This window comes from Streptomyces lancefieldiae (assembly GCF_031845825.1).
Taxonomy (GTDB): domain Bacteria; phylum Actinomycetota; class Actinomycetes; order Streptomycetales; family Streptomycetaceae; genus Streptomyces; species Streptomyces lancefieldiae.
In genome coordinates this window covers 72,640-86,408 of sequence record NZ_JAVRFH010000009.1, presented here as the reverse complement: position 1 = coordinate 86,408, position 13,769 = coordinate 72,640, and the positions used below count along the sequence as shown (strand labels likewise).

The following is a 13,769-nucleotide window of genomic DNA, read 5'->3' as shown; positions in this document are numbered from 1 at the left end:
AGTCGTCCCGCTGGGTCGGTGGGATGAGTGAACGCAAGCCTTCCCAGAGCTTCAAGTCCGCGGTGGCTCTACCCGAATCAGCCCTGATTGGTAGGCCATGGCGACGAGTTGGGCCCGGTGCCGGGCCCCCAGCTTGGCCATCGCTCGCTGTACATGGGTGCGCACGGTGAGGAGCGAGAGGTGCATCTTCTCTGCGATCTCGTCGTTGGAGAGGCCCTCGGCGACCTGGATGAGGACTTCACGTTCGCGGGCGGTGAGGTCGGACAGGGAAGCGGGTGTGAGGCCGCTGTCCGTGTGGGGGCGGGCGAGGAAGCGGGTGACCAGGGCGCGGGTCGCTGCTGGGGACAGCGTGGTTTCGCCGGCCGCGACCGAGCGGATGGCGGCGAGGAATCCTTCGGGGCGGATGTCCTTGCTGAGGAATCCGTCGGCACCCGCGCGCAGCGCCTCGGCTACGTACTCGTCGGTCTCGAACGTGGTGAGGATCAGGACGCGGGTGTTCTTGAGGGTTTCGTCGCGGCAGATCTCCCGGGTCGCGGCGAGTCCGTCGAGGACGGGCATGCGGATGTCCATGGCGACGATATCGGGGAGGGTGGCGCGGGCGAGTTCGATCGCCTCGGCGCCATCGGCCGCGATACCCACCACTTCCATGTCGTCGCAGGAGTCGATCAGCAGCCGGAAGGCGGATGTGAGAAGGGCTTGGTCGTCGGCGAGTAGTACGCGCAGGGTCATGACCGGGTCCTTTCGCCGTGGTCGGGCCCTCGTGGGTCTACGGGCAGTTCGGCGCGTACCTCGAATCCGCCGCCCGGCCGGCCGCCGGCGGTGACGTGCCCTCCGGCGGAGGTGGCACGTTCGCGCATGCCGATCAGGCCGTACCCTGTTCCGTTTCTGGTCTGCCGCTGGGCCGGTCCGTTGTCGTTGACCGTGATCGTGACGAGTGTGCGGGTGTATTCCAGGCTTACGGTGGCCTCGGGGGTGCCTGCGTGTTTGGTGACGTTGGTCAGTGCTTCCTGCACGATGCGGTAGGCCGTCAGGTCTACGCCTGGCGACAGCGGGCGTTCTTCGCCCCGCCGGACGAGGTGGACGGTCAACCCGGCCCGCTCCAGCGAGGCGATCAGCTGCGGGAGCCGGTACAGCCCGGGAGCGGGTTCCCGGGGGGCTTCCTGGTCATCTTCGGACCGTAGCAGGCCGATGGTCGCCTTGAGTTCGCGCAGCGCGTCGGACGTCGTGTCGGCGAGACGGTCGATGATCTTCTGTGCCTCGTCGGGTTTGGTCCGCAGGAAGTAGGACGCGGTGCCTGCTTCGATGTGTGCGAGGGCGATGTGGTGGGCGACGATGTCGTGGAGTTCGCGGGCGATGCGGGTGCGTTCCTCGCCGACGCGGCGGCGGGCCTCTTCCTCGCGGGTGCGTTCTGCCAGTTCGGCGCGTGCCTCGACGGCGGCGATGTAGTCGCGGCGGGTCCGGATTCCGTAGGCGACTGCGCCCGAGAGCAGGATGGTGGCGACGATGCCGGGCTGGCTGGGACGGATCATGGAACCGGTTTGCTCGATCATGGAGGCGGCGAACGCCACGGCGGCGGTCCCGGCGGTGTAGCGCATGCCGGTTTGCTGGTCGGTCCGCAGGCCGAGGGAGAACACGGCGACCAGGACGGTGCTCAGGATCAGGGGGGAGAAGTCGAAGCCCACGTGGCTGCCGATCACGGCGAGGGCCGTCCCGCACGCGGTGGTCACCGCTACGACGGCCCGTGGGTGCCTGCGGCGCCACAGGAGCGCCGCCGAGGGAACGGCCGCGACGAGAGCGACGGCTGGGGCCGGGGGCCCGATGAATGCAGCCTCCGAGTCGAGGGTGCTGCCCAGCAGGACGAGCCCCCAGGTGACCACGGCCAGGACGGCGTCGACGATGCGCGTGCGGCGGCGTGTCCGCAGTGGCCGGTCGAGGGACATGTGCGTTTCTCCTGTCGGATGCCCCGGTGGCCGGGGGGCGGGCCGTTCGCACGGACAGCCCGCCCCTTGACTCCTGTCAGACGCGTGTGGGTTCGGGCGTGTTCACCTCAGGGGCGGTTTCAAGGGTACGGACCAGCTTCTCGCCCTCGATGTCGACGTCGGGCACGATCCGGTCGAGCCACCTGGGCAGCTTCCATGCCCGGTCGCCGAGGAGTGCGAGGACCGTCGGCACGAGGGTCATCCTGACCACGAAGGCGTCGAGGAATACGGCGGAGGCAAGCCCGAGCCCGATCATCTTGATGAACGATTCGCTCATCCCGATGAAGCCGCCGAACACCGCGATCATGATGACGGCGGCCGCGACGACGACGCGCGCGCTGTGCCGGAACCCGGTGACGACGGCTTGCCGGGGCCCCGCCCCGTGGATGTACGCCTCCCTGATGCGTGTCACGAGGAAGACCTCGTAGTCCATCGCGAGGCCGAACACCACCCCGATCAGGAAGATCGGCATCAGGCTCATGACCGGCCCGGTCTGCTCCACGCCGATCAGACCCGCGAGCCAGCCCCACTGGAAGACCGCGACGATCACGCCGAAGGAGGCGCCTACGGAGAACAGGAAGCCGAGGGCCGCCTTGAGGGGTACCAGGACGGAGCGGAACACGACCATCAGGAGGAGGACGGCGAGTCCGACGACCACCGCGAGGTAGGGCAGCAGGCTGTCGGTGACCTTCTGCGACACGTCGATGTTCACGGCGGTCGTGCCGGTGACGAGCATCGTCGCGCCGGTCTCGGACGTGAGCCCGGCCGCCTCGCCGCGAAGGGTGTGGACGAGGTCGTTGGTCTCGGAGGCGGTCGGGGCGGTAGCGGGCACGACGCTGAACAGCGCGGTGTCGCCGCTCTTGTTGGACATCGGGGGCGACACGGACACGACACCCTCGGTCTTGGCGAGGGCGGCTGCCGCCTGCTGGGCCGCGCCCTTGGGGTCGGTGGCCTTCTTGGCGTCTACGACGATGGTGAGCGGCCCGTTGAAGCCGGGGCCGAAGCCGTCGGCGAGCGCGTCGTAGGCGCGGCGCTGGGTGGTGGAAGTGGGCTGCGATTCCTCACCCGGGATCCCGAGCTCCAGGGAGAACGTGGGGATGGCCATGACCCCCAGGCCGAGCACGCTGAAGATCAGTACGGCGAGCGGGCGGCGGGTGACGAAGGACGCCCAGCGGGTGCCCATGCTGGGCTTCCCGGTTTTGTTGTCGCGCTCCTGTTCGGTGCTTTCCGTGTCACCGCGTTCTTTGCCCTTGCGCTGGCCGCGCGGCAGGACCGCCTGCTGGAGGAAGCCGAGGAGTGCGGGGAGCAGAGTGAGGGCGATGACGACGGCGATGAGGACGGTGCCTGCCCCGGCGAGCCCCATCTTGGTGAGCTGAGGGATGCCGACGACGGACAGGCCGGCGAGCGCGATGATCACGGTCAGGCCGGCGAAGACGACGGCTGAACCCGCTGTGCCGACGGCTCGCCCTGCCGCGTCCTCGGCGCTGAGTCCCCCCGCTCGTTCCGAGCGGTAGCGGGAGACGATGAACAGGGCGTAGTCGATGCCGACGGCGAGGCCCAGCATCAGAGCGAGGGTCGTGGTCGTCGTGGAGAAGCCGATGGCGATGATCGCGGCGATGCCGACGGCGATGCCGATGATCGCGGTGAGCAGGGGAAGGCCCGCGGCTGCCAGTGAGCCGAACGTGATGATGAGGACGACCGCGGCGGCGGCGATGCCGATGATCTCGGTGGTCCCGCCCAGTTCAGGTGCGGGCTCCAGGGCGGAGCCGCCGACGTCGACGGTGAGCCCGGCGCCCCGCCCGTCCTGGACCGTGTTCTTCAGCGTGTCCTTGGTCGCGTCCGTGAGGTCGGTGCTCTTCTCCTTGTAACTCACGGTGGAGTAGGCGGTCGTGCCGTCCTTGCTCACGGCGCCGGGCGTCGTGAACGGATCGATCGCGCCCTTGACCTGGCTGCCGCCCCCTACCTCGGTGACGATCTTCTCGACGGCCGCCTTGTTGGCACCCGAGGTGACCTTCTGCCCGTCGGGAGCGACGAACACGATCCGCGCCTCGGCGCCGTTCGAGCCGGCTCCGGGAAAGCGCTCGTCGAGCAGGTCGAATGCCTGCTGCGACTCCGTTCCCGGCATCGAGAAGCCGTCCTCCTCCGCGGCCGGGGCCTTGGCCGCCGCGAAAACACAAGCGGCCAGAACAACCACCCACAGCAGGGCGACGAGCCGTCGTTTCCGGAAAGAGAAATGCCCTAGTCGGTAGAGGAAGGTAGCCACAGGTCGGGCACTCCAGTCGTGATCGTCAAGAGTTGGCGGATTGCCTCTCATGCTTCGCGATCAGGTGCGTCATCGTCATCATGTGCCTGCGGACACCTCTACGTACTGTTCGTGCAGTACGCAGAGTGGACGGTGTCCACCCTCAGGCGGAGCGGATGGGCTTCGGGCCGCGCATTGGCGGCGAGGACAAGGTCACGCCCGGCAGTCGCATCCGCACGCAGACGTGGGGGTCGCCGATCGGAGTTCGATGGCGTATCGATCTCGGCCGAGGCATTGCTGACGCGAGTGCCGTGCACTCATCCGCAGCGCCCGGGCTCGCCCGACACAGACACCGTTGTCCACCTCACCATCGATACGGGCCGTCGATGTGATCACTGCGGCGTCGAGAATGAGCTGACCCTGCTTGTCCGGCATCCGGAGCGTCATGGGTGCGGCGGGGCGAGGATGCCTCGGGAGAGTGCGACGGTGACGGCTGCGGTGCGGTCGCTGACACCCAGCTTGACGAACGCGCGCAGCAGGTGTGTTTTGACGGTCGCTTCGCCGATGTACAGCTGCTGGCCGATCTCGTTGTTGGACAGGCCGCGTGCGACGAGGCTGAGGACCTGGGTTTCGCGGGGGGTCAGTTGTTGTCCGACGGGTGCCTGGACGTGCGTGACCAGCCGGGCGGCCACGGGTGGGGCGAGGACGGTTTCGCCGCGGGCCGCTGCCCGGATCGCGTCGGTCAGGGTACTGATCGGGGTGTCCTTGAGCAGGTATCCGGTGGCGCCGGCTTCGATGGCCGGCAGGATGTCGGCGTCACCTTCGTAGGTGGTCAGCACGAGAACGCGGACGCCCGGGTGCTCCTGGCGGATGCGGGCCGTCGCGGTGGCGCCGTCGGTCCCGCCGGGCATCCGCAGGTCCATCAGGACGACGTCCGGGCTCGTCGCGGAGGCGAGGGCGATGGCTTCGTCGCCAGAGCCGGCTTCGCCCACGACCCGCAGGTCGTCGTACGCCTCGAGCATGCCGCGGAGGCCGAAGCGTACGACGGGATGGTCGTCGACGATCAGGATATGGACAGTCATCGGGCCGGTTCCGCCTGCTCAGTGGTCATCGGGTGCGGGGTGGGGTTCGCGCGCAGGGCATGGGCTTCGCGTCGCCTGCTCGGCCGGGGTTGTCGGCAGTTCCACCCGCACCGTGCTGCCCTGTCCGGGAGCCGAGCGCACTGTGCAGGTTCCGTCGAGGGCGGTGGCGCGGGTGCGGATGCCGTCCAGGCCGTATCCGCCCTGGACGGTGGCCGGGTCGAAGCCCTGGCCGTCGTCGGTCACGGCCAGGGTCGTGCAGCCGTGGTCGTGGTGCAGTTCGATCCGCACGGTCGTGGCGTCGGCGTGCTTGGTGATGTTGGCCAGGGCCTCCTGGGCGGTGCGCAGGAGGGCGATGTCGGTGCCGGTGGGCGCGGCCGTTCGCTCGCCGGTGATCGACACGTCGACGTGGGTTCCGGTGTCGCGGGTGTGGCGGGCGGCGAGGCGGTCCAGGGCGTCCGCGAGGCTGCGGCCGGTCAGGTCGGCCGGGACCCGTGCGGCGATCAGCGAGCGTGCTTCGGCGAGGTTCTCGCGGGCGGTCTTCTCCAGGATGTCGAGCTGGTTGTCGGCGGCCGTCGTGTCCCGGAGCAGGGTCGTGCGTGCGGCTTGGGTGAGCATGAGGATGCTGGTGAAGCCCTGTGCCAGGGTGTCGTGGATCTCGGCGGCCAGGCGTTCGCGTTCCGCGTGGACGCCGGCTTCGTGGCCCGCGCGTTCCAGCGCGGCCCGTGTCCGGGTCAGTTCCTCGATCAACGCGGCGCGCTTGCGGTTCTGCTCGCGGATGCCGGTCAGGTAGGCGCCGACGAGGATCGTGACGGTCATGGGCACCAGAACGGTCACGCCGGCCATCGTCAGCGTGTAGCGGCTGATTCCGACCGGAGCGAGCATGGCCCAGGCGAGTTCGGCGTAGAGGAGCAGCAGCAGCGGCAGGCGCACCCGCCACCTCGCGATCATCACGAACAGCTGCGGGCAGAGCGCGAACATCAGCACGCCGCTCATCGGGGCGATGGCGAGCAGCAGCGGGAACGCAACCGCCAGGGCGGCGAAGTAGGCCGTGCCCCAGCGCTCGTCGCGGTTCTCCATGGCCTGGGGCGCGGCGACGGCGTACCACGCGATGATGATGGCCAGTGTGCTGAGGGCGAGCAGGCGCTGTCCGAGTGCCAGGGTGACGTCGGCCGCGATGGCGACGGCGAGCGGGATCGCGACGGCGCCGACGAGGACGTGCCATCCGGCGCGGTAGCGGTATCCGAAGTCGACGGTGCCGCGTCCTGCCACGCCCCGTCCTTTCGCCCGCCCGCCGGGATTCGGGCCCGAGTCTACGGATGCCCGATGTCCAGGATGCCTGGGTTCGGTGGTGAGGGGCGTCCACGTACCGGTGGACCCGGGCGTACGTCGATCGGTGGACAACGGGAGTCCACTCACCTGTTGGCGCGGCCGCGGCCTTCCCCCCGCCATGCTCAGGGGGCGGGCACTACGGCTTCGCACTGGGAGGTATGGCATGAAGAAGAACTGGCTCATGGTCGCTTTCGGGGCACTGCTGGTCTATGGCGGCGGGACCTGGACCTTGCAGGGGCTCGATGTCATGCGGGGCTCGGCGATGAGCGGCGTGACGTTGTGGGCGGTCATCGGTCCGATCGTGGCGGTCATCGGCCTGGTCCTGCTGGGCGTCGGACTCGCCCGGCTGCGCCGGACCCGCCGCCGGTAAGCGCCGACCGGGGATGAAGACTCAGACGGCAGACCGGCCGGTCACGGGCAAGCCGCCCAAACTGTGGTACGGCGAACTGGCCGGCCTTGCGGCCACCGCACTCGCCCTGGGCGTCGGCGAGCTGGTGGCCGCCGCGACGGGCGGGCCCTCCGCACCCCTCGTGGCCGTAGGGGGCGTGGCTGTGGACGCGGCGCCGACTGCGGTCAAGGAGTTCGCGGTCACGGTGTTCTACACCTACGACAAGCTGGCCCTGCAGGCCGGGATCGTCCTCGTGCTGGCGGCCTTCGCCGCGTTCATCGGTGTGCTGGCCATGCGCCGGCTCCCCTACGGGCTGGCCGGCGTCGCCATGTTCGGGGCGATCGGCGTACTCGCCTCGGCCACCCGCGCCGGCGCCACCTGGGCGTACCCCCTGCCATCCGTGGCCGGTGCGCTGACCGCCGCCGGCCTCCTGGTCCTGCTGCACCGCACCCTGCCGCGCCCAGCGGCAAGCCCGGCACAGGCGGTAGGGGACAGCGAAGGCCCGGGTTTGGACGTGGCGGCGCATGAAGCCACCGCCCCCGGGCAAGGCGCCAATGCGCCGTCGCCGTATACCCGCGTACCGGCAGTGGACGGCACACGCAGCCGCAGGCGCTTCCTCGTCCTGGCGGCCGGGTCGATCGGCGCGGCCATGGTCGCCGTGCCGGGCGGTCGCCGGCTCTGGGCACAGCGGGTGGCCGCGGCCCGGGCCGCGGTGGTGCTTCCGCCCCCGTCGAGCCCGGCCGCACCCTTGCCCGCCCGGGTCTCCGCCGGCGTGCCCGGAGTCGCACCGTTCGTGACGAGGAACGCGGACTTCTACCGGATCGACACCGCGCTGACCGTGCCGCAGATGGAACCGAAGGACTGGCAGCTGCGCATCCACGGCCGGGTGAAACAGCCCCTGACCCTGACCTACGAGCAGCTGCTGGCACGGCCGATGGTGGAGCGCCACATCACCCTGTCGTGTGTGTCCAACGAGGTCGGCGGCGAACTGGTCGGCAACGCCCGGTGGCTAGGGGTACTGATCAGGGAACTGCTGGAGGAAGCCGGGCCCGAAGAAGGCGCGGACCAGGTAGTGAGCCGCTCCGTGGACGGCTACACGGCCGGCACACCGACGGCAGCGTTGCGTGACGGACGGGACGCGTTGCTGGCGGTCGGGATGAACGGCGAGCCGCTGCCCGTCGAGCACGGCTTCCCGGTCCGGATGGTCGTACCCGGCCTGTACGGATACGTGTCGGCGACGAAGTGGTTGACGGAGCTGGAGCTGACCCGGTTCTCGGACTTCAGCGCCTACTGGGTACGACGCGACTACGCGGCGCTGGCCCCGGTGAAGACACAGTCACGGATCGACACACCGACTGCGGGCAAGCGCCTGGAATCCGGACTGGTGATGGTGGCAGGGGTGGCCTGGGCCCAGCAGCGCGGGGTGTCCGCGGTAGAGGTGCGCGTGGACGACGGCCCATGGCAGCAGGCCCAGCTCGCGGCAGTGCCTTCGGTGGACACGTGGCGGCAGTGGAGCTGGACGTGGCAAGCGACGCCGGGCAAGCACCGGCTGCAAGTACGCGCCACCGACGACACCGGCCAGGTGCAGACCGAACAGGTGCACGAGCCGCTGCCCGACGGCGCGACCGGCTGGCACACGATCAAGGTCACGGTTACCTGAGCACTTCCCCGGACCGGACTTCCCACCGAGAGAGAATGGTGCCTGACCTGCAAACACTGCCGATGAAGGCGGTCGGCGTGCTCGACGCCTCGATCGTCTCCTCTTCCATGGCCACAATCCAGCGCACAAGCGCGTCTGCGGGGACCTCCACGACCTCCTGCTGGACCACACTCATTCGCCCACAGGTAGGTCACACGGTGTGACCATCAGTTGCCAACCAACCTGCGTCATTCTTGCCAACTACGAGGCGTCACAAGCCACTGACCAGGGGCAGCAAGCTGACAGTTTTGCCAACTAACCTGCGTCGTCACAGCGCGGTCGGCCGACGAGGCAGGAAGGATCGCGGGCGGGTGGCGGCCACACAGGCTTCGTTCCCGTGAGCAGGGCACTCTTCGGCTTGTGTATCGGTCCGGCGAGCATGGCTGGCTCGGGTGCGGGTTCGAGTCCGCCACCTTCGCCGACCGGGCGCGGATCGGAGTTCGCGACCACCGTCGGCTTGGGCGCGGATCGGAGTTCGCGACCACCGTCGACGCGGGCGCGGACCGGAGTCCGCGACCACCGCCGGCACGGGCTCAGGTCCGCTCCGCCACCACCGCCGGATCGTCCAGCACGGCCCGCACCACCGCGTGCGCGGCACCGAGCAGCGGTCCTCGCGGACCCAGCTCCGACACGGAGACCGGGCAGGCCGGGCCTGCCGTGCGCCGGGCGAGTTCGTCCCGCAGTGACGGCAGCAACCACGGTGCGAGTCCGGCCAGTGCTCCGCCCAGGACCACGCTCTGCGGATCGAGCAGGTTGACCGCCCCGGTGAGTGCGATGCCGAGCGCGGTCCCCGCCTCGCGCAGGGCCTGCCGGACTGCCTCGTCGCCCTCCGCGGCACGCCCCGCGAGGAGCCCGACGCGATCCTCGCCCGGCGCCACGCCGGCCGCGCGCAGTACCGCCTTCTCACCGGCGTACTGCTCCAGGCAGCCTCGCCCTCCGCAGGCGCACTCCGGCCCGTCGGGGTGGACCGGCACATGACCCAGCTCGCCGGCGAATCCGCGGGTTCCGCGCAACAGCCGCCCGTCGACGACCACGGCCGCACCGATGCCGATCTCCGCCGAGACGTGCAGGAAGTCGCGAGGGGTGCCGTCACCGAGCCAGAGCTCGGCGAGGGCACCGAAGTTGGCCTCGTTGTCCACGGTCAGCGGCAGGTCCGCGGGCAGCAGCGCGCCGAGGTCCGCGTCGTGCCAGTCGAGGTTCGGGGCGCGTACGACCGTCCGGGCGTCCCGGGCCACGAGACCCGGGACGGCCACCGCGAGCCCGGCCGGCCACAGGCCCTCGGCCTCCGACTCGGAGACGACCTGCTGCACCAGGCCGGTGAGCTGCTCGATCACCGGCTCCAGTGAGCGGCCCCGGTTGCTGCCGTACCGCACGACACGCGACCGCACCTGGCCGCGCAGATCGACCGCGCAGACCGCGAGGTGGTCGACGCCGACCTCCGCTCCGATGCCCGCCGGGCCCCGCGCGCTCACGGCGAGCGCCGACCCGGGCCGGCCCACCCGGCCGGGACGCTCCGGGCCGAGCTCCTCCAGCAGGCCCGAGCGGATGAGCTCGTCCACGAGGGTCGACACCGCGGCCCGCGTCAGCCCGATCCGTGAGGCGACGGCGGCCCGGGACAGCGGACCTTCTGCGCTGACGGTGTGCATCACCCGGGCCAGGTTGCGGCGGCGCATGCCCTGCTGGGTGTCCGGCAGAGCGCGCCCGGCGCGGACCGGGTGGGCTTCGTGCGACGGTGCGGTCATTCCTCCGTCATTCCTCCGTCGTTCTCCGTCGTTCCTCCGTCAGTTCACGGTCGGCCCCCGGCGCGAGTCCGGTGGACGCGTCCGCCGGTGTCCGACGGACGGACACCGAGGAAGGCCGCCCCGCGGTAGGCCGGGACAGCCGTGGGGGACGGTCCTCGGCGACCTGCCCCCCCGGCATCCGTGAGGCACCCGCCGACGTGCGCTCCGTCGCGCGGCGTCCGTGCGGACGCGGTCCGACGACGAATGCCGGACCACGTCCTCCAAGACGCCCTCGACGGTGCGCACGTCGGTGGGTCACGCCCACGTGCCTCCGACGATCCCGTGCCTGCCGCGTCCCGCAGGAACGACCCGTGACGGTAGGCATCGGCGACGGCGCACTTCGGTGACGTCCAGTGGGAACGTCCGTGACGGTGCCCCGGCGGTGTCGCCCGCGCGGGCGCGTCCTCAGCGGGAGTCCGCGTTCCGCTCCAGCAACGGTGCCGCGTCGGAGAGTACCCCGGTGATCCGCGTCAGCGTCGCCTCGTCCCGTTCCACGGCGTCGAGCACAGGCCCGGCGGCCGTGTCCCAACGCCGCGCGACCGCAGCCGCGTCCTCGCCGGTCAGCAGGCCGGCCGCCTGCGCTGCGGCGCCGAGCGCGACCAGTTCCCTGGCCTCGGGGATCTGGACAGGACGCCCCGAAAGCCGTCGTACGGTCTGCTGCCACGCCGTACCGCGTGCCCCGCCGCCGATCAGCAGCAGGGGCGCGGACGGGTCCGCGTCGGCGTCGAGGACCAGGTCGAGTGCGCCGAGCAACGAGTGGACGGCGCCGTCGTACGCGGCCTGGAGCAGCTGGCCCGCGGTCGTGTCGTGGCGCAGTCCGTACAGCAGGCCGGAGGAGTGCGGCAGGTTCGGTGTGCGTTCACCGTCCAGGTAGGGCAGGAGCGTGACGTCGGTGCCTGGTTCGACGGCCTCCCGGTCCAGGCCCAGCAGGGCCGCGACGCGGTCGACGGCGAGCGTGCAGTTGAGGGTGCAGGCCAGCGGCAGCCAGTCGCCGCGTGCGTCGGCGAAGCCCGCCACGGTGCCGGTCGGGTCGGCGGGCCGACGCTGCGACACGGCGTACACAGTGCCGGACGTGCCCAGGCTCATCACCGGCGAGCCGGGACGCAGTCCGAGGCCCAGCGCGGCGGCCGCGTTGTCGCCGGTGCCGGCGGCGACCAGGGTTCCCTTGGAGAACGGCAGGTCGTGGCTGTCGCGCACGGTGCCGGCCACCTCGCCGGGCCGGACCACCCGGGGCAGCAACGCGGGATCGAGGCCCACGCGCGCGAGGATCTCCTCGTCGTACGCCTCCGTGCCGGACGCCCACCAGCCGGTGCCGGACGCGTCGCCGCGGTCGGTGGTCCCCTCACCGGTGAGCCGCTCGGTGAGGTAGTCGTGGGGGAGGCGTACGGCCCTCGCCGCGCGGGCCGCGTCCGGCTCGTGCTCGGCCAGCCACGCCCACTTGGTGACCGTGAAGGAGGCGCTCGGCACGAGGCCCGTGCGCTCCGCCCAGGTCTTGGGCCCGCCCAGCTCATCGATCAGACGGCGGGCCTGCGGCGCCGAGCGCACGTCGTTCCACAGGAGGGCCGGGCGCACCGGGTCGCCCTGGGCGTCCAGCGTGACCAGTCCGTGCTGCTGCCCGCCGATCGACACCGCGGCGGCCTCGCGCGCCGCGTCACCGCACTGGTTCAGGGCGTCGACCAGCGCGTCCCACCACTGGCGCGGGTCACTCTCGCGGCCGGCTCCGGAGGACACGGTGTGGGGTGCCTGGCCGCTCGCGACGACCCGGCCGGTGGCCGCGTCGACGACCAGCGCCTTGGTGGACTGGGTGGACGTGTCCACGCCGACGACGAGCGGACCCTCGGCTGCTGACATCGGGCTTCTCCCTCTTCCGCGGCTCTCTGCGGGGATATGACTGGATTGACCAGGGGTTTTATGGTTCCGCGGGCCTGTGTGACGCGGACGTCACTCCTTCGGGGACACCTTGTCCCTTCCCAGGACCGTGTGTGCATACTAATTTGTAAAGCGCCATGACGAAATAGTCGGCAGCGATTGATCGGCAGCGAGTGAGGAGCCGCGGAATGAACTACCAGCCCACTCCCGAGGACAGGTTCACGTTCGGTTTGTGGACGGTCGGCTGGCAGGGCCGTGACCCGTTCGGTGATGCCACCCGGCGGGCGTTGGACCCTGTGGAGTCGGTGCAGCGCCTGGCCGAGCTGGGTGCGTACGGCGTCACGTTCCACGACGACGACCTGATCCCCTTCGGGTCGAGCGACACGGAGCGGGAGGCGCACATCAAGCGGTTCCGGCAGGCGTTGGACGCGACCGGCATGAAGGTGCCGATGGCGACGACGAACCTGTTCACGCATCCGGTGTTCAAGGACGGCGCCTTCACGGCGAACGACCGGGACGTGCGCCGGTACGCGCTGCGCAAGACGATCCGCAACATCGACCTCGCGGCCGAGCTGGGCGCGAGCGTCTACGTCGCCTGGGGCGGCCGGGAGGGCGCGGAGTCCGGTGCGGCCAAGGACGTGCGGGACGCGCTGGACCGCATGAAGGAGGCCTTCGACCTGCTGGGCGAGTACGTCACCGAGCAGGGCTACGACCTGAAGTTCGCGATCGAGCCGAAGCCGAACGAGCCGCGCGGCGACATCCTGCTGCCGACGGTGGGGCACGCGCTGGCGTTCATCGAGCGGCTCGAGCGGCCGGAGCTGTACGGCGTGAACCCGGAGGTCGGCCACGAGCAGATGGCAGGGCTGAACTTCCCCCACGGGATCGCGCAGGCCCTGTGGGCGGGCAAGCTGTTCCACATCGACCTCAACGGCCAGTCGGGCATCAAGTACGACCAGGACCTGCGCTTCGGCGCGGGCGACCTGCGAGCCGCGTTCTGGCTCGTCGACCTGCTGGAGAGGGCCGGGTACGCGGGTCCGCGGCACTTCGACTTCAAGCCGCCGCGGACCGAGGACCTGGACGGGGTGTGGGCCTCGGCGGCCGGCTGCATGCGCAACTACCTGATCCTCAAGGAGCGGGCGGCTGCGTTCCGGGCGGACCCGCGGGTGCAGGAGGCCCTGGCCGCGGCCCGGCTGGACGAGCTGGCCCGTCCGACCGCCGAGGACGGTCTCGCGGGCCTGCTGGCCGACCGGACCGCCTACGACACCTTCGACGTGGACGAGGCCGCCGCCCGCGGCATGGGCTTCGAACACCTCGACCAGCTCGCCATGGACCACCTCCTCGGCGCCGGCTGACCCCACCGCACCACCACTGAGTGAACGCTCCGGCCCCCTCCGATTCAC

The 13,769-nt window shown here is 70.8% G+C and carries 10 protein-coding genes; 3 read left to right on the top strand and 7 right to left on the bottom strand.

Features of this window, described 5'->3' with window-relative positions; genetic code table 11:
- Positions 1-51: 51 nt before the first annotated feature.
- The 5 genes from RM812_RS11590 to RM812_RS11570 form a co-directional block, all read right to left on the bottom strand.
- Entirely contained in the window at positions 52-729 is a 678-nt protein-coding gene (locus RM812_RS11590; RefSeq protein WP_311572378.1) for a response regulator transcription factor, read from the bottom strand.
- Complete coding sequence (locus RM812_RS11585) at positions 726-1,940, bottom strand: sensor histidine kinase (RefSeq protein ID WP_311572377.1); 1,215 nt, start codon at positions 1,938-1,940, stop codon at positions 726-728. The genes RM812_RS11590 and RM812_RS11585 overlap by 4 nt, the downstream gene beginning before the upstream one ends.
- Before the next feature lie 76 nt (positions 1,941-2,016).
- A complete protein-coding gene (locus RM812_RS11580) occupies positions 2,017-4,242 on the bottom strand; it encodes an MMPL family transporter (protein WP_311572376.1) in 2,226 nt (741 codons plus the stop codon).
- 422 nt (positions 4,243-4,664) lie between these two features.
- On the bottom strand, positions 4,665-5,303 hold the full coding sequence (locus RM812_RS11575; protein ID WP_311572375.1) for a response regulator transcription factor: 639 nt from the start codon (positions 5,301-5,303) through the stop codon (positions 4,665-4,667).
- Positions 5,304-5,321: 18 nt separating this feature from the next.
- Positions 5,322-6,572: a sensor histidine kinase gene (locus RM812_RS11570; RefSeq protein WP_311572374.1), complete on the bottom strand. Its 1,251-nt coding sequence runs from the start codon at positions 6,570-6,572 to the stop codon at positions 5,322-5,324.
- A gap of 223 nt (positions 6,573-6,795) precedes the next feature.
- Here RM812_RS11570 and RM812_RS11565 point away from each other — a divergent pair, with 223 nt between their 5' ends.
- Positions 6,796-7,002 carry a hypothetical protein gene (locus tag RM812_RS11565; protein WP_311572373.1) on the top strand — a complete coding sequence of 69 codons (207 nt, stop codon included), beginning with the start codon at positions 6,796-6,798 and terminating at the stop codon, positions 7,000-7,002.
- A 13-nt stretch (positions 7,003-7,015) separates the two neighbouring features.
- Entirely contained in the window at positions 7,016-8,680 is a 1,665-nt protein-coding gene (locus RM812_RS11560; protein WP_311572372.1) for a sulfite oxidase, read from the top strand.
- 572 nt (positions 8,681-9,252) lie between these two features.
- Here the strand turns inward: RM812_RS11560 and RM812_RS11555 are convergent.
- Both RM812_RS11555 and xylB read right to left on the bottom strand, forming a co-directional pair.
- Positions 9,253-10,461 (bottom strand): ROK family transcriptional regulator, encoded by a 1,209-nt coding sequence (locus RM812_RS11555; protein WP_311572371.1) that lies wholly within the window; start codon positions 10,459-10,461, stop codon positions 9,253-9,255.
- Positions 10,462-10,905: 444 nt separating this feature from the next.
- On the bottom strand, positions 10,906-12,351 hold the full coding sequence (xylB, locus tag RM812_RS11550; protein WP_311572370.1) for a xylulokinase: 1,446 nt from the start codon (positions 12,349-12,351) through the stop codon (positions 10,906-10,908).
- Positions 12,352-12,557: 206 nt separating this feature from the next.
- Between xylB and xylA the strand changes: the two genes are divergently transcribed.
- A complete protein-coding gene (gene xylA / locus RM812_RS11545) occupies positions 12,558-13,721 on the top strand; it encodes a xylose isomerase (RefSeq protein ID WP_311572369.1) in 1,164 nt (387 codons plus the stop codon).
- The last annotated feature ends 48 nt before the right edge of the window (positions 13,722-13,769 follow it).

What these genes read in the sequence shown, in the direction of transcription:
- RM812_RS11590 (WP_311572378.1), bottom strand. Translation starts at nt 729, where the DNA reads ATGACCCTGCGCGTACTACTCGCCGACGACCAAGCCCTTCTCACATCC.
- RM812_RS11585 (WP_311572377.1), bottom strand. Translation starts at nt 1,940, where the DNA reads ATGTCCCTCGACCGGCCACTGCGGACACGCCGCCGCACGCGCATCGTC.
- RM812_RS11575 (WP_311572375.1), bottom strand. Translation starts at nt 5,303, where the DNA reads ATGACTGTCCATATCCTGATCGTCGACGACCATCCCGTCGTACGCTTC.
- RM812_RS11565 (WP_311572373.1), top strand. Translation starts at nt 6,796, where the DNA reads ATGAAGAAGAACTGGCTCATGGTCGCTTTCGGGGCACTGCTGGTCTAT.
- RM812_RS11560 (WP_311572372.1), top strand. Translation starts at nt 7,016, where the DNA reads ATGAAGACTCAGACGGCAGACCGGCCGGTCACGGGCAAGCCGCCCAAA.
- RM812_RS11555 (WP_311572371.1), bottom strand. Translation starts at nt 10,461, where the DNA reads ATGACCGCACCGTCGCACGAAGCCCACCCGGTCCGCGCCGGGCGCGCT.
- xylB (WP_311572370.1), bottom strand. Translation starts at nt 12,351, where the DNA reads ATGTCAGCAGCCGAGGGTCCGCTCGTCGTCGGCGTGGACACGTCCACC.
- xylA (WP_311572369.1), top strand. Translation starts at nt 12,558, where the DNA reads ATGAACTACCAGCCCACTCCCGAGGACAGGTTCACGTTCGGTTTGTGG.